This is a genomic window from Gordonia sp. DT30 (assembly GCF_049844915.1).
GTDB lineage: Bacteria > Actinomycetota > Actinomycetes > Mycobacteriales > Mycobacteriaceae > Gordonia.
On record NZ_JBNCLY010000003.1, the window covers coordinates 1 to 19,890 of the forward strand.

Consider the following 19,890-nt stretch of genomic DNA (forward strand, 5'->3'; position numbering starts at 1 on the left):
CCGGCTGGTCCTGGAATCCGAACCCCGGCGCATGACACACCAAACACGCCGAGCGCGAACACTTCTCACAGCATCAACACTCACGATACTGATACTCGCGCTCGCCGCATGCACAACACCCAACACCACGCCAACTCCCCCAGCATCGCCTTCGGTCTACGCACCACCGTGGTTTGTGCACTTTACTATGAACTGGATGCCAACTCCGGCAATCGATCTCACGAGTTCCGACGCTACCTTCATCCGCGCTGTTCGCGACTCAATCTACATCGCGCAGGTATCTTCGGCAGGCACTGCAGCCGCCTACCCTGGTTTCACTCACGCTACGGCACTACACCATTCGCCTCCCCCTCTGGACTCCGACGACCCGAAATCACCGTTGCCCACGAGCAGGGAGACGCACGCCATCGTCGCGTTCGAAGTTGACGGAAGCATCGCGACAGCCACAATCTGCGACACCGGCCCCGGCTGGAGCGGCGAAGTCCTCACCTACCGGCGCACCGGAACACCGCCGCCGACCAACCAGCACGGCCCACACTGGTATCCCATCCACAACGTCTTCGGCGACTGGCAAATCCTCAACGACACTCAACCCGATTTCAACCAACCGCCCAGCCTCGCCGTACGCCAATGCGCCGCCGCCCACATCCCCGAACCAGTCAGCCCACCCAACAGCCCCGGCTGGTCCTGGGAACCGAACCCCGGCACATGACACATCAAACCCGCTCAGCGCGAACTTTTCTCACGGCATCAGCGCTCACGATGCTGATACTCGCGCTCGCCGCGTGCACAACACCCAACACCACGCCAACTCCGTCGGCATCTCCTTCGACCTATGCGCCTCCGTGGTTTCTGCACATCACTATGTATTGGGTTCCCACCCCCGCACTGGATCTCATGAGCCCCGACGCCACTTTCATCCGAGCCGTATCTGAATCCAACGGGATAGCATGGCTTAGCGCAGCTCACGCCGCAGTGGCATTTCCCGGCTACGTTCACGCTACCGAACTACACCCCATGGAATTCCAACCGACCGAGGATCCGAAGTTCGCCCGCCCGATAGCTCGAAGCTCCCGGTTCGTCGGCTCCTTCCACAGTGACGGGATTACGGCAACAGCCACGATTTGTGAAACTGGTCCCGGCTGGACCGGCGAAGTCCTCACCTACCGGCGCACCGGGGCCCCGCCACCGGCCAACCAGCACGGCCAACACTGGTACCCCATCCACAACGTCTTCGGCGACTGGCAAGTCCTCAACGACATCGAATCCGATTTCAACCAACCGCCCAGTCTCGCCGTACGCCAATGCGCATCCGCGCACATCCCCGAACAAACCAACGCACCCAACAGTCCCGGCTGGTCCTGGAATCCGAATCCCGGCACATGAAACATCAAACCCGCTCAGCGCGAACTTTTCTCAGGGCATCAGCGCTCACGATGCTGATACTCGCGCTCGCCGCATGCACAACAGCCAACACCACGCCAACTCCCTCAGCATCGCCTTCGGCATACGCACCACCGTGGTTCCTTCACCTCACCACCGAATGGATCCCCACGACCGCAATTGATCTCACGAGCCCTGACGCAACGTTTATCCGGGCCGTGTACGAGTCAGAGTCGATCGCTCAGCTCAGCGCTACGCACGCCGCGGCCGGCTATCCCGGATATGTTCAGGCCACCGAATTGCACCCTCCGGCATTCGGGCTGGGTGAAGACCCCACCCACCCGTACCCACCTGGCCGGACTTCGGTATTCATTATCGCGTTCCATACTGAAGGGGCCGTTGCCAGCGCTACAATTTGCCAACCCGGCCCCGACGTCAGCGGCGAAGTGCTCACCTATCGGCGCACCGGGACCTCGCCGCCGGCCAACCAGCACGGCCCACACTGGTACCCCATCCATGACGTCTTCGGCGACTGGAAGGTCCTCAACGAAACCCGTCCCGACTTCAACCAACCACCTGGCACCGCAGCACGCCAATGCGCTGCCGCTCACATCCCCAAGCCAACGAACCCACCCAACAGCCCCGGCTGGTCCTGGAATCCGAACCCCGGCGCGTGAGTTCCGGCGAAAGGTACACCTATGCCCGATATCTCGGCTTTTCCAGCTCACATCCAAGCCGTTCTGCGGGGTGATGGCAGCGACACCAACCATCAGCCGCCGTCCAGCTCCGGGCCAAGAGCGCCCTCGGCACCGATACCGCCGGGGATGGGTGGCGACCGAGAGTACCGACCGTCGATATCACACCGCACGTCGATCCCGCGAAACGATTCGGAAGATACCGTCACCGAGGGATACGAACGCTGGGTCCGTGACAAGCAAGCGCGAAGAGAAGAGTACGAACGTCGCGTCTCCGATTCGCTCGATGAATGGTGGCAGAGCCACACGACATTTGTGCTTGTCCCCGATCGCATCGCACAGGCCATCCGCCGCGAGGTCGAGGAGTCATTCCTGAAAGAACTCAAAGACTGGGCCCGACAGCACCCAGAAGTTCCGCGAGAACCATGACCGCGACATTTGACTCGGTGCCGCCGAATCGTAGCGGTCCGCGGCCGCTCCCGACGAGCCGACGCCCGACTTCGCGAGTTCTGCTGCCGCACGAAGTCGACCTTCCGCCGGATGCGGATGCTCACGGTGCTTCGCATTGGAAAGACTGCCGACATGAACGAATCGGAAGCGGTCGTCGGTGCACACGAGGATCGTCCGAGTCGAGAATGTGGCGGGATATCGATGGCCAGGTGCCGGGCACGTCGTCGACGAGGTGACCTACCGGACCTCCGGCTTCGTGGCACCTGTTCCGGCGCCTGCACAGCCGCACGCGCATCCCGAACCGGACACGTCGCCGCCGCAATGCGGCACCATGGGCTGATAACGATCCTCCAGCCCGACATCGTCGACGCCACGCTCGCCCGCTACGCGGACGCTCTGGGCGACAGCGCACCGGTGTACCGCAACCATGTGCTGCGCGGCCTGAACTATCAGGCGCTCCTTCTGGGCCATGAGCCACCGGCCGAGTCCGTACTGGCGTGGGTTGTCCATGATCTCGGTGTCTGGACCGCCGAGACCTTCGACTATCTGGATCCGTCCGCGCGCCTCGCCGACGATCTCACCGCCGACTTCGCCGCGACCGACCTGGACGCGGTGCACCGGATGGTGCTCGAACACCACAAGGTGCGCAGCCATCCCGACCGCCTCACCGACACCTTTCGGCGCGCCGATCTCGTCGATGTCAGCAAGGGTCTGATCCGCCATGGGATCACCCGCGACGATGTCCGCGGGATCGTCGAGACGTTTCCCTATCTCGGCTTCCACCGCTGGCTCGCCAAGGGCCTGTCCGGGTATGCCGCAAAGCATCCCGCGGCCCCCGCGCCGATGCTGCGGTGGTAGCCGGGCGCGCCGCGACATCGCGTAACAGCCAGGGATGACCCGGTCGAGGCGTCCGCCGATCGACTGACCCCGACGTGCGAATTTCCGACACGGACGCACTACATCGGTTGATCTCTCGCGGATCATCTCTCAGGTCGCTTTAATCAACTGCATGCCTTCCGCAGACAGACGTACGCACCGGACGCGGACCGCGCGCGTCATCATCGCCGTTCTGACCGTGATCGTCGGGCTGTCCACGGCGTGTTCGGTCAGCGGCACACCGGTCGCCGCAGGGCCCGCCATCGACGGCTTCGTCACGGGTGTCACCGCCATCAACAATCCTGGTGGCTCGTCATCGGCCGTGTCGGGGACCCTCGCGGCCGGGCAGTCTGCGGGCCCGACGCTACATCTGCCCGACAATGTCACCGCGGTCAACGGCGGCAGCGTCCTGCAGAGCACCCAGTCATCTGCGCCGATCACCACGATGCGAATCGCGTTGGAAGGCAAGCATAATGGTCATCCGACCGGCGCCCCGGCCCCTGGATACACCGAGTTGAAGTTCGGATCGGCGACGTCGAACGCCTCGGTGGTGATGACCCTCGCGCAGCAGCTGCCGTCGGAGGACTTTGCCTTCTACTTTGCCGGTGTCGATGCCTCCGGCGTCCAGGGACCGATGATCCGGCAAGAAGTGAAGGCACTCAAGGTGGGGACGGGCGCGGTCCAGGTCACCGCGTCATGGGATGTCGACAGCGATCTCGACTTGATCCTCGTCGAGCCGTCCGGCGACAAGATCTACTTCAACAACAAGACATCATCGGCCGGCGGCGAGCTCGACCTCGACTCCAACGCCGACTGCGACATCGATGGCAAGCGAAACGAGAACATCACCTATCCACGGGCTGAGCCCGGCACCTACACCGCCTACGTGAATCTCTACTCGTCCTGTGGGACACCGGCCACAAACTACGTCGTCACGGTGAGCGTCGGCGGCCAGCAGCCCCAGACATTCACCGGCACGTTCACTGGTGCAGGTGTCCACACCGCCGATACCAGCCAGATTCGTCAGGTCACCGCCTTCCAGGTGACGTAGAGCCGCGCCTGTCGGCGGCCACGTCGACCCCTCGTCCGCGCCCGCCGACACCCCCGGCGCACCCGGCCGCGACACCCCTGCCTGCATCAGATGAACGACGGGATCGCAGGTCGACGATTCCAGTTGGGTATCGTCATCCCGGAATCGCGAATGGAACATCGAGGGGGAACTGCTTGAACGCGACCAATGCGGGGGTGATCGCCGGCCGTCACCTGATCGGTCCCATTCGTTCAGACGCACTCGGCCAGATGTTCATCGCCGACCCGTCGGTATCCACCCACTCTGCGTCGAGCCCCGCTGTTTCCGGCCGACGCGAGCTGATGCGGGTGCTGTCCGTCGATCCGAGCTCGCCGGAGTTCCAGAGCCGCTTCGCCGCCGGGGTTCGCACGCTGCAAGGACTTGTCCATCCGGGACTGACCGGATTGATGGACTCCGGCATCGAGTCCGGCCGCCCGTGGTTCACCAGCCGGTATGTCCACGGCCGCGTGCTGACCGGCCAACGCCGTTCGGACGCCGACGCGATGGCGATCATCGGCCAGATCGCCGACGCCCTCGACCACGCGCACCGACGTGGCGTCGTCCACGGCGATCTCGGCCCCGCGGAAGTCCTGCTCGCCACCGACGTCGAACCGAACGCTCCGGGAACAACGGTCGTCCTGGACGTGGGCACGATCGCCCTCACCGGGCGCCCGACGCTGAACCCACTCTCGGGCACCGCCGAATACACCGCCCCCGAGATCATCGCCGGTCAACCCGCCCGCCCCGCCTCCGATCAGTACGCACTCGCCTGCCTGCTATTCCAACTCCTCACCAGCACAACACCGTTCGCGGATGCCGTACCGCAACAGACGATCACGGGGCATCTCCACCGGCCGGCGCCGCCGATCAGTGCGTACCGGCCGGACCTCGCCGCGCTCGACGTCGCCTTCGGGCACGCCCTCGACAAGGACCCGGCACGCCGCTACCCCGACTGCCGGGCGTTCGTGGGGACGGTGGCGACCCTGCGTGCCCGCGCGACCGCCGCGCAGTCACGGCCGGTCGCCCCCGCGCCGGCATCATCGCTGCGCGGACGCGCGGCCGCACCGGTGGAGCCGCCTACCCAGGCCCCAGAACCGGCGCCTGTCCGGCAAGCCCCCGTCCAGCAGGCCCCTGTACAGCAGTTGGGAATCCCCGGCGAGACGCCGCCGCCGACATCGTCACATCCGGTCCCACCGCCAGTGGATGCTCCGCAATCCGAAGCCGCGCAAGCCGAACCCGCGCGATCCGCGTCCGGGCAACCCGTTTCCGGGCAACCACAGCCCACCCACCCAGAGGCGCCTCGTCCGGACGCGGCCGCTTCACCGGCCCCGCCGACGCTGGTTCCGTCCGATATCGGTTCCTCTGATACCGGTTCGCCTGATATCGGTTCCCCCGCCCTCGATTCCCCTCAGACACTGTTGCCGGAGGCCTTCTCCGGCGCCTCCACCAGCGTGTATGCACCTCAAGGCAACTCCGCGTCGACACACCCGCACACCGGCACCCAGCCACTTTTCGCGCCCGGCGAGAGCACCTCGACGCCCGAACCGCCGCCCCGGCACACCGGTCCGTCGGGCACCGACGGACCACCGCCGACGGCCCCAGACGGATCTTCGCGGTCCCGCGGCCCCTGGCGCCGTCGCGGGATCTACGCCGGCCTCTCCCTGGTCGCAGCGGTGGTGATCGCGGCCATCGCGGTCGCGGCCACCTGGTTCGTCGTCGACCGCGACTCCACCCTGGCGCAGGTCACCACCTCGACGATGTCCACCGGCCACGGCACCACCTGCGCCATTCGCCAGTCGGCGGCGTACTGCTGGGGTTCGAACGCCGACGGCGCGCTCGGCAACGGCACGACGACGGACTCCAACACGCCGGTCAAGATCAACGGACTGAACAAGGTGACGAGCATCGCCGTCGGGTGGACGTCGGCGTGCGCGATCGCCGACGGTTCGTTGTACTGCTGGGGCAACAACGCCCAGGGACAGCTCGGCGACGGCACCACCCAGAATCGCCCTGCGCCCACCAAGGTCGCGAATCTGCACAACGTGACGTCGGTGGCCATCGGCGCAGACGTCAAACTCTCCGGCGAGGCCGTCGAGTCGGACTCCACCTCGTGCGCGGTGGCCGACGGCGGCGCGTACTGCTGGGGCGCGAACACGCGCGGACAGCTCGGCGACGGCACCACCGACAGCCGCCCGGTCCCGACCAAGGTGAAACACCTCGACGACGTGGTCTCCCTGACCACCGACTCGGCGCAGACCTGTGCGCTCACCGGCGCCGGCGATGTCTACTGCTGGGGTGCGAACAATCGCGGACAGCTCGCGGACGGCACGACCGTCGACCAGAAGACCCCGGTGCGCGTCGGCGGCCTGTCGAAGGTGACCGACCTCGCCACCGCCGTGAACAGTACGTGCGCGGTCAGTGACGGCAGCCTCTATTGCTGGGGCAACAACACCTACGGGCAGACCGGTGGTGCCGACCGCCGGACGACGCGAGCGCCTACTCAGGTGACCGGGCTGAGCAACGTCAGCCGCGTCTCGATGGGCTCGCAGACGACCTGCGCGGTGGCCGACGGCGCCGTCAACTGCTGGGGAAACAACTCGGCGAACGTGGCCGGACCCGATCCGCGCGGGTATTTCAGCACGCCCACCAAGATCGCCGGGATCACCGGAACGGCCTCCGCGGTCGCCACCGACGCGGCGGTGGCCTGCGCCCAGACCGGCAGCAAGATCTATTGCTGGGGCACCAACCGTGACGGTGAACTCGGCATCGGGTCCGACGCCTTTGTGCAGACACCGACGGAGGTCACGTTTTGACGGCCGGTACCAGGCGAACCGATAGGGGGCACTAGTGGCACAGCTCGAACAGGGCAGTACGTTCGCCGGATACCAGGTTCTGGCCAAACTCGGTGCCGGCGGCATGGGGCAGGTCTACCTGGTCGAACATCCGCACCTGCTGCGTCGTGAGGCGCTCAAGGTCATCTCGGTCACCGCGGCCGACAACGCCGAGTTCCAGCAGCGTTTCACCAACGAGGCGCGCACCGTCGCCTCACTGAACCATGCCGGCATCGTCGCGATCCATCACTACGGCGTCGAAGGCGACTCGCCGTGGTTCACCATGACCTACCTCGACGGCAGCGATCTCACCGCCGGCGGCCTCACCGATGCCGAGGTCGGACAGATCGCCCTTCGCACGGGCGAAGCACTCGACTACGCGCACCGGCATCAGGTGATCCACCGCGACATCAAGCCCGCGAACATCATTGTCACGCGGGAGGCCGACGGATCGATCGACCAGGTCGTCCTGCTCGATTTCGGTATCGCCAAACTGGCCGACTCGACGTCGATGACCGCCACCCACGCGTTCATCGGCACGCTCGCCTACGCCGCGCCCGAGGTCATCGACGGTCAACCTGCCGGTCCGATGAGCGACCAGTACGCGCTGGCGTGCAGCATGTACGAACTGCTCACTGGCGTAGCACCTTTCGATGCTCCCACGCCGTCGGCGATGATGGCCGCACTGTTGTCGAAGCCGGCACCGCCGATCAGTTCACGTCGCCCGGACCTGGCAGCCCTCGATCCGGTTTTCGAGCGAGCCCTCGCCAAGGACCCGACGCAGCGCTTCGGTGACTGCCAATCCTTCGCCCGGGCACTTGCCGCCGTACTGACCACCTCGACCGGCGGGCCCCAATCGGCGATCGTCCCGCTGGCTACGACCGCTCCCCTCGGTGGCGGGCAGCCGCCGGTCGACGCCGACGCCCGCACCGTCGAATCGCGGCGGCGCAGATCGCGTCTGGGCGCCATCCTGGTGTCGGCTGTCGCGGCGATCGTCGTCGCCGTCGTCGCGGTCGCCGCGACGTGGTGGACGGTCGGGCGATCGGAACCGGTCCCGGCCGCGGCCACCGCCCCCACGTTCACCGACGTGAGTGTGGCCGTCTCTGCCGCCTGCACGGTACGCAACCGGCTGGCCTACTGCTGGGGCGAGAACGACAACGGGCAACTCGGCGACGGAACCACCACCAATCGGACCGCCCCGGTGAAGGTCGCCGGCCTCACCGATGTGACCGCGGTTTCGACCGGCGGCAGCGGGACCTGCGCAGTGGCCGCGGGTAAGGCCTACTGCTGGGGAACGCTCGACAAGATCACGACACCCAAGGAGATTCCCGGTCTGAGTAATGTCACCGACATCGCCACCAACTCCTACACCACGTGCGCGATCGCGGACAGTTTTCTCTACTGCTGGGGTTCGAACAGTGAAGGCCAGCTCGGCGACGGGACCAACTCTGCACGCACCGCGCCGACCAAGATCGAGTCGCTGTCGTCGGTGACCGACGTGTCGGTCGCCGACGAAGCGACATGCGCCATCGCCGACAGCACCGCCTACTGCTGGGGAAAGAACGCGAGCGGCCAACTCGGTGACGGGACCACCACCGGCCGCCTGACCCCGGTCGAGGTGAAGAACATCAACTATGTGTCGCCGATCAGCACCGGAGGATTGTGGGGCGACGGCTCCACGTGTGCGCGGCGCGCCGACGACTCTGCCTACTGCTGGGGCGACAACGGCTCCGGCCAGATCGGTGACGGAACGACCACCAACCGGCTATTGCCGAAGAAGATCCTGACCGATGTCGACACCATCGCCACCAATGGCGGGGCGACGTGCGCCATCACGACCGCCCGCACCCTGAAGTGCTGGGGCGACAATCGCAAGGACTATCTCGACCAACCAACACCGACCGACGTTCGGGGCGTCGACGACGTCACCGCGGTGAGTGTGTGGAGCGGTAACACCTGCGCCATTGCACACGATCAGCTCTATTGTTGGGGATCCAACTTCGACGGCCAGGTGGGGGATGGCACCACCGACACCAGACCGGCTCCGACCCAGGTGAACTTCCCGACCTGAGTCGACGGTCGCGGTTCATCGCGGTGGTTGCGATCGCAATGAATTCTTTTGCGGCGCATGCCATCTTCGCGAATCGGTCATCGTTCGTCCGACCAGAGGACACGACGGTCGGTCGTTCTGGAAACGTCGGCGCGCACCGCTACACTGAGCGCCTGGTGCCCCCTTCGGCACAACCGACATCGCTGCCATGTCACCTCCGCACCCGACTGAAACGCTCACCTGCTGTATGCCACGCATCTTCCCCAGCCCGCCGGCCCGGCTCCCCGAACTCGACGGCCCCGCGCTCGAGGGCATCTGCATGCTCACCGTCGATCTCGTCGTGCGCAGTTCGACAGTCCGGCAGGTGCACGCGTGATGGCACGAATGCGAACCTGGCGCACCCGTCGACACCCGTCGGTCTCGACCCACAACCGGCCGAGCACGATGCCCGCGGCGCGTTCGCATCCGCCGGCAGTGAACTCATCCCCGATGGCCGGACTGGCGCCGATCGGAGTCGTGCACCGCCCCGGCACCGAGCCGGTGTACGCGTTGCCGATGCCGCCGCGTACCGCACCGTCCGAGTCCGACACGGTCGAGATCACAGCCGCCCCCGACGACGACACCGTCGAGATCGAGCGGCCCAGCACCGACAGCGCTCCCGACGACGCCGACACCGAAGAGCCGAACGCCGTCGTCGATGCCGACAGCACCGACACCGACACCGACACCGACACCGACACCGACGAAATCGACACCTCCGACACGGACACCGTCGAGCTCGCGGCCGATCCGGACCACGCAGACCCGGGCGACGCCGACCCGGACCACGCAGACCCGGGCGACGCCGACCCGGACAGCGCCGACCCGGACCAGGCCGACTCCGAGACCGGGCCGGCGACCGAGGCCTCCGCGACCCCGAATCTCCGGCACCGCCGGACCGCCTCGATCGCCGCCACCAACACCGACACAGCTGCGGAGCCCGCCAGATCCGACGCCGACTCCGGCGGTGGCCAGCAGCCGAGGAAGGCGGCAGCCCGTCCGCCTGGCCCGTTGTCGCCGGCCCGGACGATCATGCCGGTCTGGACGATCGCTCGGCCCGCCGCGCGCCCGACCACCCGGGTCCTCCGTCCCGTGGTGGCGGCCACCCAAGCTGCGATGATCGGCACCGCACCGTCGGTGCAGCCCGCGAAGACCGCGCCCGGCCGCATCCGCCGCAGCCTCGCCCTCGACGGCGTACGCGGGATCGCCGTGCTGGCCGTGGTCGTCTATCACTTCTTCGGCAACGCGGTCCGCGGCGGGTATCTCGGTGTCGACATCTTCTTCGTGCTCTCGGGCTTCCTGATCACCTCGCTGCTGGTCCGCGAGTACGGGGCAAAGAACCACATCTCACTGTCCCGGTTCTGGGTTCGCCGGGCGCGTCGCATCCTGCCGGCCGCGTTGACGGTGCTGATCGTCACCACCGCCGTCGCCGGCCTGATCGGCGGCGACACCGCGGTGCAACTGGTCAATCAGTTCCTCGGTTCGGCCTTCTTCGTCAACAACTGGGTTCAGATCGCCCAGTCGCACAGCTACTTCGCCGACACGTCGCCGCAGATCACCATGCACTACTGGTCACTCGCGATCGAGGAGCAGTTCTATGTCGTGTGGCCGCTGCTGTTCCTCGGCGCGCTGTGGGTGGCGCGGCGACTGTCGTCGGGGGCGCGTACCCAGATGCGGATCATCGCGACGGTCGCGGCGCTGCTGGCCGCGGGGTCGGTGGCCGCAATGGTCGCACTCTATGATCCCGCCCGCGACCCCAGCCGGGTGTATTTCGGTTCCGACACCCACAGTTTCGGCCTGCTCGTCGGCGTCACGCTGGCACTGGTCCTCACCGCACCGGCGCCCGATGCCCCCGACTCCTGGCCGCGACGCGTGTCACCGCGCACCGCAGAGATCCTCGGCAAGACAGTCGCGCCGCTCACCTTCACGGGTCTGATCGCACTGATCTTCTTCCTTCCCGACACCTCGGCGTTGACCTATCAGGGCGGCCTGCTCGTCGCGTGTCTGCTCACCGCGTGCGTGGTTCACACCGCGGTTGCCGAGACCGGCCCGGTCGCGGCTCTGCTCCGGGTGCAGACCTTGCGCTATCTGGGCGAGCGCTCCTTCAGCCTCTACCTCTGGCATTGGCCGATCGTCCTGTTCCTGCGGGCCTGGCTGCAGGGCGGCCACGATGCCGCGCGCTCGTCGTCGTGGCCGGATTGGACGGTCGGCTTGTTTGCCGCCGTGCTCACCCTCGGTGTGTCCGAGCTGTCCTACCGTTACATCGAGACGCCGTTCCGCCGCAAGGGCTTCCGCGGCGTGCTGCGCTCGCTGGGGACGACCGAACGCCTCGGTGTCCCGGCCGCGGTCCTGGTGGGTTGCCTGGTCGTCGCCTTGTTCGCCGGTTCCGCGTTGGGCCGAAGCCCCGAGAAGACCGCGCTCGAACAGCAGCTCGACCACCTCGCCGACCTTCAGCGGCAGGCCAACGCGCACCCGCCGGCCGCCACACCACCGCCTCGGCCGGCGCCCGCCGACGTCCCGGCCCTGCCACTGGGCCGCGACATCACCGGCGTCGGTGATTCGGTGATGCTCGCCTCCTCCCCCGCACTTCAGGCGCGGTTCCCGGGTATCTACATCGACGCACAGGTGTCACGGCACTACACCGGCGGCGAGGGCGTGATCGAGAACTTGCGATCCGCCGGCACGCTGCGCAAATTCGTGGTGTTGGGCTTCGGCACCAACGGGCAGGCCTTCGACGGTCAACTCGACCGCATCCTCTCCGAGATCGGACCGGGCCACAAGATCGTGCTGCTCGTGCCGTACGGACCGGTCGACGGCATCCCGCAGGCCGCGCAGCAGGTGTTGCAGTACGCGCCGAGGCACCCGGACGTGTTCCTGGCGCCGTGGTGTCAGGCGGCCGCTGCCCATCCGGAGAATCTGGGCCCCGACGGAGTACACCCGATGGGCCCCGGCACCTGGATGTACGCCGACGCGGTGACCACAGGTCTGCGGCAGGCTGTCACCGGCAAACGGGACAACACCATCACCTGCCCGAACTGAGCGACCGGAGGACGTGCCGGTACCGCTGAAGCCCGGTCACGCGACGTTCAGCCGACGACCCACCGTGTCGCCGGGGTCGCGCCCGCACCGGGCGGGAAGGCGGCGGCGAGAGCATCGGCAAAGCGGCGATTGCGGTCGGCGGTACCCGCTGCGGTGTAGTGGATACCGTCGGTGAACTCGCCCGGCTGCGCCGCGGCAGCCCAGTCGACGACCGCCAGGTTGGGGTAGCGGACGGTTGCGTTGCGCAGTGCCGTGTTGAACGCGGCCATCGCCGCGGAGCCGAAGGCCCGATTGCTCGGATTGGACGAGGCCACTGTCGGCCACAACACCGGCTGCCCGCCGAGCTGCTTCATGATCCGGTCGATGCGCTCGTCGGCGCCGACGGAACTGCCGGTCGCGATGGCGCCGGCGTCGTTGACGCCCATGGCGATGACCCAGCAACCGTGTTTGCCTGCCGCGAGTTGCGCGCCGACAGCGTGCTCGGCGTCGAGGGACGGGCCATCGACGATCGCGCGGCTGGCGAGCGCGTCGAGGGTGAAGTTCGCGGCACCGACTCGGCGGTACTGGGCACTGGCGGTATCGGTGGGCGCGGGCACCGCGGCGGCGTCGTCGGCGCGCACCGAGGTGGAGTCACCCACTTGGATGACCGAGGTGCATCGCGACGATCCCGGGTTGGTGCCCGTCTGCGGAAGCGTCAGATTGCCTATCTGGTCGAGTACGTCGGGCAGGCCGAGATCTGCCGACGAGTTCGGCACGCCGGACTGGGGTAACGCCGTGACGATGCCGTTGAGACTGTCGATCGCCGACGGCAGGTCGGTGGGCGGCGCAGCAGCGCAATGACCGGCACCGGCGAAGGCCAGCGCACCGCCGGCCACCATGCCGACCCCGATACGCCGGATACGGCCACGAGTGCATATGCGGGTGAGCTGAGACAGCGAAAAGTTGACCACAATGATCACACTGAACTACACCAGTCACTTCTGTCGCAACTGGTGGCGTGCAACAACTTGATCAAGGTCGATGCATCAACGCCGCGAGACACTGCCCGGTTCCCTGCTTGACCGAGTCTCGCCCCAAGGTCAGACCGCCGCGAGGGCTCGGTCCCAGAGTTCCGCCGACCGCGCCTCGCCTGGGCCGACGACGTCGGCGAAGGCGATGTGTCCGTCGGTGTCGACGAGGAAGGTGCCGCGATCGGCATAGCCGCGGCTCTCGCTGAACACGCCATACGAGCGCGCGGTCGCGCCGTGCGGCCAGAAGTCCGAGAGGATCGGGAACAAGAAGCCCTGGGCCGACGACCAGACCTTGTGCGTCGGCGGCGGACCGACCGACACGGCGATGGTCTGGACGTCGTCATTGACGAAGCGCGGCAGCTGGTCGCGGATATAGCCGAGCTCACCCTGACATGTGCCGGTGAACGCGAGCGGGAAGAAGACGATGAGCACTTTGCGATCTTCGGAGAGCAAGCGCGACAACGAGACCCGTTGATTGTTTTGGTCCCGCAGCTCGAAATCCGGTGCGCCGGCGCCGATTCGGGGTCCGACCGCGACGTCGGGTGCGCTCATGGCCGTTTGCCGGTGCGCAATTTCGGTTGCACCAGACGCGCACCCGACCAGTCACCGAGACTCACCACATTGGTCTGGGTCAGCCCCGCCGTGGGCGCGGCCTCGGCGATCTCACTCGGATCGACATAACCCGGACTACCCGTCTTGGGCGAGAGGACCCAGATGTATCCATCGTCGGCGAGCGGTCCGATCGCATCCATCAACCGGTCCACGAGGTCGCCATCGTCGTCACGCCACCAGAGCACCGCGACATCGACGACGTCATCGGCGTCTTCGTCGAGCATCTCGGCGTCGATGACGTCCTCGATGTCGGCACGCAGGTCATCGTCGGTGTCCTCGTCCCAACCCAGTTCCTGGACCACCATGCCGGGTCCGAAACCGAGCTTCTGTGCACTGCTGCCATCGGAGCCATTGCTCCCTGAGGCGGCTACCACCGCGCGAGACCTCCCAAGTCGAATACTGTTCGCCGTGTCGGCTGTCGAAAACCAGCCGGTCTTCGGACCGGCTATTGGGACAGCGTAATGCACGCCATGACCCCGCACCGACAGGAATCGGCCATCAGAGACCTCCAGTCGGTCGAAATGGGCACCGGCCGGGGCGATCGGCGACGGCCCGTACTACCCGGGCACCGGCGCCGTGGCAGTGGTCGAGGCCAGGCCCGGAGGCGTGGGCAGGTAGGTCGCGCACGCCGCGAGCACAGCCTGTTTGTCTTGGGTCCAGGTGTCGGCGAGCGGGTTCAGACCGGCCCGTTCGCGTCGGCCGATCGCTTCGCCGAGCCGGGCGGAACTATCGAGGAAGGCGTTCACCGGATCGGTCACTGCGGCCGGTACGGAAGGGTTTGTCTTTGCCCGGATCTGGTCCACCCCGGCGATCAGGCTCGCTCGCGCCCGTTCATCGAGGTCTCCGACCCGGTCGTAAGACTGCACCTCGTTGAGGCGGTCGACGAAGGTGTTGTAACCGTGCACCATCACCACCATCGACGACATCGCCTGCCGGCACAGCGCCAGTGTGAGTTCGTGGCGGCCGGCCGCGGCCGACGCGGACTGTTCGGCGCGATACTGCGAGACCTGCGCCGAATCGGCACTCCCCGACCCCGCCACCGTCGTCGAACAGCCGCCGACGATCATCACCACGGCACACATCGCCGCGACACTCATCGCCGGGGAACGCACCGTCCGGGCCGGCGCGCCGGACGGTCCGGCCGGCTCGCCGCCTCGCCGCACACGGCACAGTCGCCCCGACGTCGGCGGACATGCCGATGCACGCGTCACTCGCTACTCCCTAATCGCCGCGTTCCCTACTCGGCGGTAATCACATTCGGAACGCTACCGCAGGTCAGGCACCACGCGTCGAATCGGAGCACCCCCGGTGCCAACGTCGGCAACATGGGGCACGATGTGAGGTGGGTCCGTGAGCGAGCACACCATTGCCGCCGATGGGCTCTCGTGTCATCGCATGCCGGGCAGCACCCCCGCCCGGCCCGATAGAGGAGTAGGCATCACCGTGACCGAACCGGCAGAGACCAAGGGCGTCAGCACCACTGACGGCACACCCGACACCATCCCCGGAACCCGCGTGCGGGTCATCCGTGAGGGCGTCGCGTCCTATCTGCCCGACATCGACCCCGACGAGACCGGCGAATGGCTGGAGAGCTTCGACAATCTCGTCGAACATGCCGGGCCCGCCCGCGCGCGCTACCTGATGCTGCGGTTACTCGAGCGTGCCGGCGAGAAGCATGTCGCCATCCCGGCTCTGACGTCGACCGACTACGTCAACACCATCCCCACCGAACTCGAACCGTGGTTCCCCGGCGACGAGGGGGTCGAGCGCACCTTCCGCCAGTTCATCCGCTGGAACGCCGCGATAATGGTCCACCGGGCCCAGCGTCCCGGGGTAGGGGTCGGCGGCCACATCTCGACCTATGCCTCGTCGGCGTCCCTCTACGAGGTCGGCTTCAACCATTTCTTTCGCGGTATCGATCATCCCGGCGGCGGCGACCAGATCTTCATCCAGGGCCACGCTTCGCCGGGCATCTACGCCCGCGCGTTTCTGGAAGGACGGATCAGCACCGAGCGCATGGACGGGTTCCGGCAGGAGCACAGCCACGCCGGCGAGGGTGGTGGGCTGCCGTCGTATCCGCATCCACGGCTGATGCCCGACTTCTGGCAGTTCCCCACCGTATCGATGGGCCTGGGCCCGATGAATGCGGTCTATCAGGCGCGATTCAACCACTACCTGCACGACCGCGGCCTCAAGGACACCTCCGATCAACACGTGTGGGCGTTCCTCGGTGACGGTGAGATGGACGAGACCGAGTCGCGTGGCTTCGCCTCGGTCGCCGCGACCGAGGGCCTGGACAATCTGACCTTTGTCATCAACTGCAACCTGCAGCGCCTCGACGGGCCGGTCCGCGGCAACGGCAAGATCATCCAGGAGCTCGAGTCGTTCTTCCGCGGTGCGGGCTGGAACGTCATCAAGGTGGTCTGGGGCCGGGAGTGGGACGCCCTGCTGCAGGCCGACAAGGACGGCGCTCTGGTGAATCTGATGAACACCACCAACGACGGTGACTACCAGACCTACAAGGCCAACGACGGGGCCTTCGTGCGGGAGTACTTCTTCAATCGCGACCCCCGCACCAAGGATCTCGTCCGGGATATGACCGATGCCCAGATCTGGAACCTCAAGCGCGGCGGGCACGACTACCGCAAGATCCATGCCGCCTATGCCGCGGCGATGGCACACAAGGGCCAGCCGACGGTCATCCTGGCCAAGACCATCAAGGGCTACACCCTCGGCAAGCACTTCGAAGGCCGCAACGCCACGCACCAGATGAAGAAGCTCACCCTCGACGACCTCAAGGCATTCCGCGATTCCACGCGCGTCCCGATCAGCGACGCGCAACTCGAGGAGAATCCCTACCTGCCGCCCTATTACCACCCGGGGCTGGATTCACCGGAGATCGAGTACATGCTCGACCGCCGCCGCAATCTCGGCGGGTTCCTGCCGGTGCGCCGCACCAGGGCCAAGGTGCTCAAGCCGGATGTGAGCAACGCACTCAAGACGGCCGCCAAGGGGTCGGGCAAACAGCAGGTCGCCACCACGATGGCACTGGTGCGGATCTTCAAGGATCTCTTGCGCGACAAGGAGATCGGTCACCGTATCGTGCCGATCATCCCCGACGAGGCACGCACGTTCGGGATGGACTCGTGGTTCCCGACCCTCAAGATCTACAACCGCAACGGCCAGCTCTACACCTCCGTGGACGCCGACCTGATGCTCGCCTACAAGGAGAGCAGCGAGGGCCAGATCCTGCACGAGGGCATCAACGAGGCGGGCTCGACCGCGTCCTTCACCGCGGTCGGCACCTCGTATGCCACCCATGACGAGCCGATGATCCCGCTCTACATCTTCTATTCGATGTTCGGATTCCAGCGCACCGGCGACAGCTTCTGGGCCGCAGCCGATCAGATGACCCGCGGATTCGCCATCGGCGCCACCGCCGGACGCACCACCCTGACCGGCGAAGGACTGCAGCATGCCGACGGGCACTCGCCACTTCTCGCAGCAACCAATCCCGCGGTCGTGGCCTACGATCCGGCGTTCGCCTACGAGCTCGGGCACATCATCGCCGATGGTCTCCGGCGGATGTATGGGGAGACTCCGGAGAACATCTTCTACTACCTCACCGTCTACAACGAGCCGATCAGTCAGCCGGCACAACCCGACGATCTCGACATCGAGGGCGTGTGCAAGGGCATCTACCGGTTCCGCCCGGCGCCGCAGGGCAAGGAGTTCCCGGCCAACATCCTTGTTTCCGGCATCACCATGTCCGACGCGCTGCGCGCACAGGAATTGCTGGCCGACGAGTGGAATGTCGGCGCGGCCGTCTACTCGGTGACCTCATGGAGCGAACTCGCCCGCGACGGCATCGCGATCGATCGTGCCACGGTACGTGACCCGGCCGGTGAGGCCGGTCAGCCGTACCTGACGACAGTCCTCGCCGAGAGCTCCGGGCCCTTCGTCGCGGTCAGCGACTACCTTCGGGGTGTCCCCGAGCAGGTCCGCGCCTACGTGCCGGGCACCTACCTGACGCTGGGCACAGACGGTTTCGGCTTCTCCGATACCCGCCCGGCCGCACGGCGGGTGTTCAACATCGACGCCGAGTCGATCGTCGTCGGCGTCCTGGTGGCATTGGCCCGTGACGGCCACCTCGACTCGTCGGTGGCTGCGGCCGCGGCCACCAAGTACCGGATCACCGATGTCGCCGCCGCCGAGGTGTCCTACGCCGACACCGGCAGCGCGTAGCGGCTCCCGCGCTCTCCGTACTCTCCGTCGTCACTCTCCGTCGTCACTCTCCGTCGTCACTCTCCGTCGTCGTGGCGGTCCCCCTCGTCCGGGGTGACCACCACGATCGGTCGGGCCCCACCGGACGCGACGCCTACATTGAGTACATGTCCGAGCAACGGGTCAATCAGCCGCCGCCGGCGCCGAGTGATGTCTTCGGCGAGCGTGGTGCGCACGTACCGGCGCCTGCCACCGTCCACGATGCGCTCCCCGACACCCTGCTGCGCCGCGTCAAGCAATACAGCGGCCGGCTGGCCACCGAAGCCGTCCACTCGATGCAGGATCAGCTCCCGTACTTCGCCGACCTCGACGCCGCGCAACGGGCGAGCGTCCAGCTCGTCGTACAGACCGCGGTCGTCAACTTCGTCGAGTGGATTCAGGACCCCGAGGGCAACGTCAAATTCACCGTCCAGGCCTTCCAGGTCGTCCCCCAGGACCTCGCCCGCCGCATCACCCTGCTGCAGACCGTCGAGATGGTCCGGGTCGCCATGGAGTTCTTCGAGAAGTGGTTGCCCCTGCTGGCCCGCAACGACGCCCAACTCCGCGCATTGACCGAGTCGGTATTGCGCTACGGACGTGAGATCGGATTCGCGGCGGCCGCCATCTACGCCTCGGCCGCCGAGTCCCGTGGTGCCTGGGATTCCCGGCTCGAGGCGCTCGTCGTCGACGCGGTGGTGCGCGGTGACACCGGCCCGCAGTTGCTCTCCCGCGCGGCGGCGCTGAACTGGGACTCCGACGCCCCGGCCACCGTCATCGTCGGGGCACCACCGCCCGAACAGAACGTGTCGGTGCCGCTGGCGATCCACAACACCGCCAAACGCTATGACAGAGCGGCTCTTTCAGTAGTGCAGGGCACGTTGCTGGTGACCATCGTCAGTGGGCCGATCGCAGTCTCCGACCCTTTCGGCAGCGCCTTGTTCACCCATTTCGCCGACGGGCCGGTCGTCATCGGCCCGACCATGCCCAATCTCGGTACCGCGCACGCCAGCGCGACCGAGGCCATGGCCGGGATAAGCGCGGTCGTCGGTTGGCCGGGCGCTCCGCGGCCGGTACACAGCCTCGAGTTGCTGCCGGAGCGGGCTCTCAACGGCGATTCGTCGGCAACCGCAACCCTGATCGACACGCTCGTGCGCCCACTCGCGGCCGGCGGCTCGACCCTCAACACGACGCTCGAGGCCTACCTCGACTGCGGTGGCTCGGTGGAGGCCTGCGCGCGCGAACTGTATATCCATCCAAATACTGTCCGGTACAGACTGAAGAAAATTGCAGAAGCCACAGGACGTGATCCAACTAACTCTCGTGACGGGTACGTCTTACGAATCGCCGCGACAGTCGGCAGATTGACACACTTCCGGCACGAATCGACAACCTCCGCCACATGAGAACCATCCGCCCCACTGTCGTTTAAGTGTTTCCGCTGGCAGACGCCATTTGGACACGTTTCTGTAACGAATCTCAGAGTGATGACGATGCGGGACCGACAAAAGGCACCTTTGTGGGAACCCCACAAACCAACGCGATGAGGTTCATCGACCTCGACACCGACATGCCG

General features: G+C 66.6%; 15 protein-coding genes. 11 read left to right on the forward strand and 4 right to left on the reverse strand.

The features are described 5' to 3' along the window. Positions 1–196 precede the first annotated feature (196 nt). The 9 genes from ACLQ3C_RS03705 to ACLQ3C_RS03745 all read left to right on the forward strand — a co-directional run bounded on the left by ACLQ3C_RS03705 (position 197) and on the right by ACLQ3C_RS03745 (position 12,432). On the forward strand, positions 197–712 hold the full coding sequence (locus ACLQ3C_RS03705; protein WP_425703558.1) for a hypothetical protein: 516 nt from the start codon (positions 197–199) through the stop codon (positions 710–712). A 305-nt stretch (positions 713–1,017) separates the two neighbouring features. Further along, a complete protein-coding gene (locus tag ACLQ3C_RS03710) occupies positions 1,018–1,386 on the forward strand; it encodes a hypothetical protein (RefSeq protein WP_425703560.1) in 369 nt (122 codons plus the stop codon). Positions 1,387–2,081: 695 nt separating this feature from the next. Then, positions 2,082–2,507 carry a hypothetical protein gene (locus ACLQ3C_RS03715; protein ID WP_425703562.1) on the forward strand — a complete coding sequence of 142 codons (426 nt, stop codon included), beginning with the start codon at positions 2,082–2,084 and terminating at the stop codon, positions 2,505–2,507. 153 nt (positions 2,508–2,660) lie between these two features. Further along, positions 2,661–3,386 carry a hypothetical protein gene (locus ACLQ3C_RS03720; protein WP_425703564.1) on the forward strand — a complete coding sequence of 242 codons (726 nt, stop codon included), beginning with the start codon at positions 2,661–2,663 and terminating at the stop codon, positions 3,384–3,386. Between the two features lie 151 nt (positions 3,387–3,537). Further along, positions 3,538–4,455 carry a YfaP family protein gene (locus ACLQ3C_RS03725; RefSeq protein WP_425703566.1) on the forward strand — a complete coding sequence of 306 codons (918 nt, stop codon included), beginning with the start codon at positions 3,538–3,540 and terminating at the stop codon, positions 4,453–4,455. A 173-nt stretch (positions 4,456–4,628) separates the two neighbouring features. Then, positions 4,629–7,286 (forward strand): protein kinase domain-containing protein, encoded by a 2,658-nt coding sequence (locus tag ACLQ3C_RS03730; protein WP_425703568.1) that lies wholly within the window; start codon positions 4,629–4,631, stop codon positions 7,284–7,286. Positions 7,287–7,320: 34 nt separating this feature from the next. Continuing rightward, entirely contained in the window at positions 7,321–9,375 is a 2,055-nt protein-coding gene (locus ACLQ3C_RS03735) for a protein kinase domain-containing protein (protein ID WP_425703569.1), read from the forward strand. A gap of 226 nt (positions 9,376–9,601) precedes the next feature. Next, the gene (locus ACLQ3C_RS03740; RefSeq protein WP_425703570.1) at positions 9,602–9,730 is read left to right on the forward strand and encodes a hypothetical protein; all 129 of its coding nucleotides are present in this window, start codon (positions 9,602–9,604) and stop codon (positions 9,728–9,730) included. Between the two features lie 98 nt (positions 9,731–9,828). Beyond that, a complete protein-coding gene (locus ACLQ3C_RS03745; RefSeq protein WP_425703571.1) occupies positions 9,829–12,432 on the forward strand; it encodes an acyltransferase family protein in 2,604 nt (867 codons plus the stop codon). A 47-nt stretch (positions 12,433–12,479) separates the two neighbouring features. Here ACLQ3C_RS03745 and ACLQ3C_RS03750 read toward each other — a convergent pair whose 3' ends face one another. From ACLQ3C_RS03750 to ACLQ3C_RS03765, 4 genes are all read right to left on the reverse strand, one after another. Further along, positions 12,480–13,382 carry an SGNH/GDSL hydrolase family protein gene (locus tag ACLQ3C_RS03750; RefSeq protein ID WP_425703572.1) on the reverse strand — a complete coding sequence of 301 codons (903 nt, stop codon included), beginning with the start codon at positions 13,380–13,382 and terminating at the stop codon, positions 12,480–12,482. 129 nt (positions 13,383–13,511) lie between these two features. Then, a complete protein-coding gene (locus ACLQ3C_RS03755; protein ID WP_425703573.1) occupies positions 13,512–13,994 on the reverse strand; it encodes a redoxin domain-containing protein in 483 nt (160 codons plus the stop codon). Continuing rightward, positions 13,991–14,428 (reverse strand): DUF3052 domain-containing protein, encoded by a 438-nt coding sequence (locus ACLQ3C_RS03760; protein ID WP_425703574.1) that lies wholly within the window; start codon positions 14,426–14,428, stop codon positions 13,991–13,993. Before ACLQ3C_RS03760 ends, ACLQ3C_RS03755 begins: the two co-directional genes overlap by 4 nt. A 183-nt stretch (positions 14,429–14,611) precedes the next feature. Then, positions 14,612–15,265: a hypothetical protein gene (locus ACLQ3C_RS03765; protein WP_425703576.1), complete on the reverse strand. Its 654-nt coding sequence runs from the start codon at positions 15,263–15,265 to the stop codon at positions 14,612–14,614. A 184-nt stretch (positions 15,266–15,449) separates the two neighbouring features. Here ACLQ3C_RS03765 and aceE point away from each other — a divergent pair, with 184 nt between their 5' ends. Next, positions 15,450–18,299: a pyruvate dehydrogenase (acetyl-transferring), homodimeric type gene (aceE, locus tag ACLQ3C_RS03770; protein WP_425703971.1), complete on the forward strand. Its 2,850-nt coding sequence runs from the start codon at positions 15,450–15,452 to the stop codon at positions 18,297–18,299. A gap of 146 nt (positions 18,300–18,445) precedes the next feature. Beyond that, a complete protein-coding gene (locus ACLQ3C_RS03775; protein ID WP_425703578.1) occupies positions 18,446–19,720 on the forward strand; it encodes a PucR family transcriptional regulator in 1,275 nt (424 codons plus the stop codon). Positions 19,721–19,890: the final 170 nt, after the last annotated feature.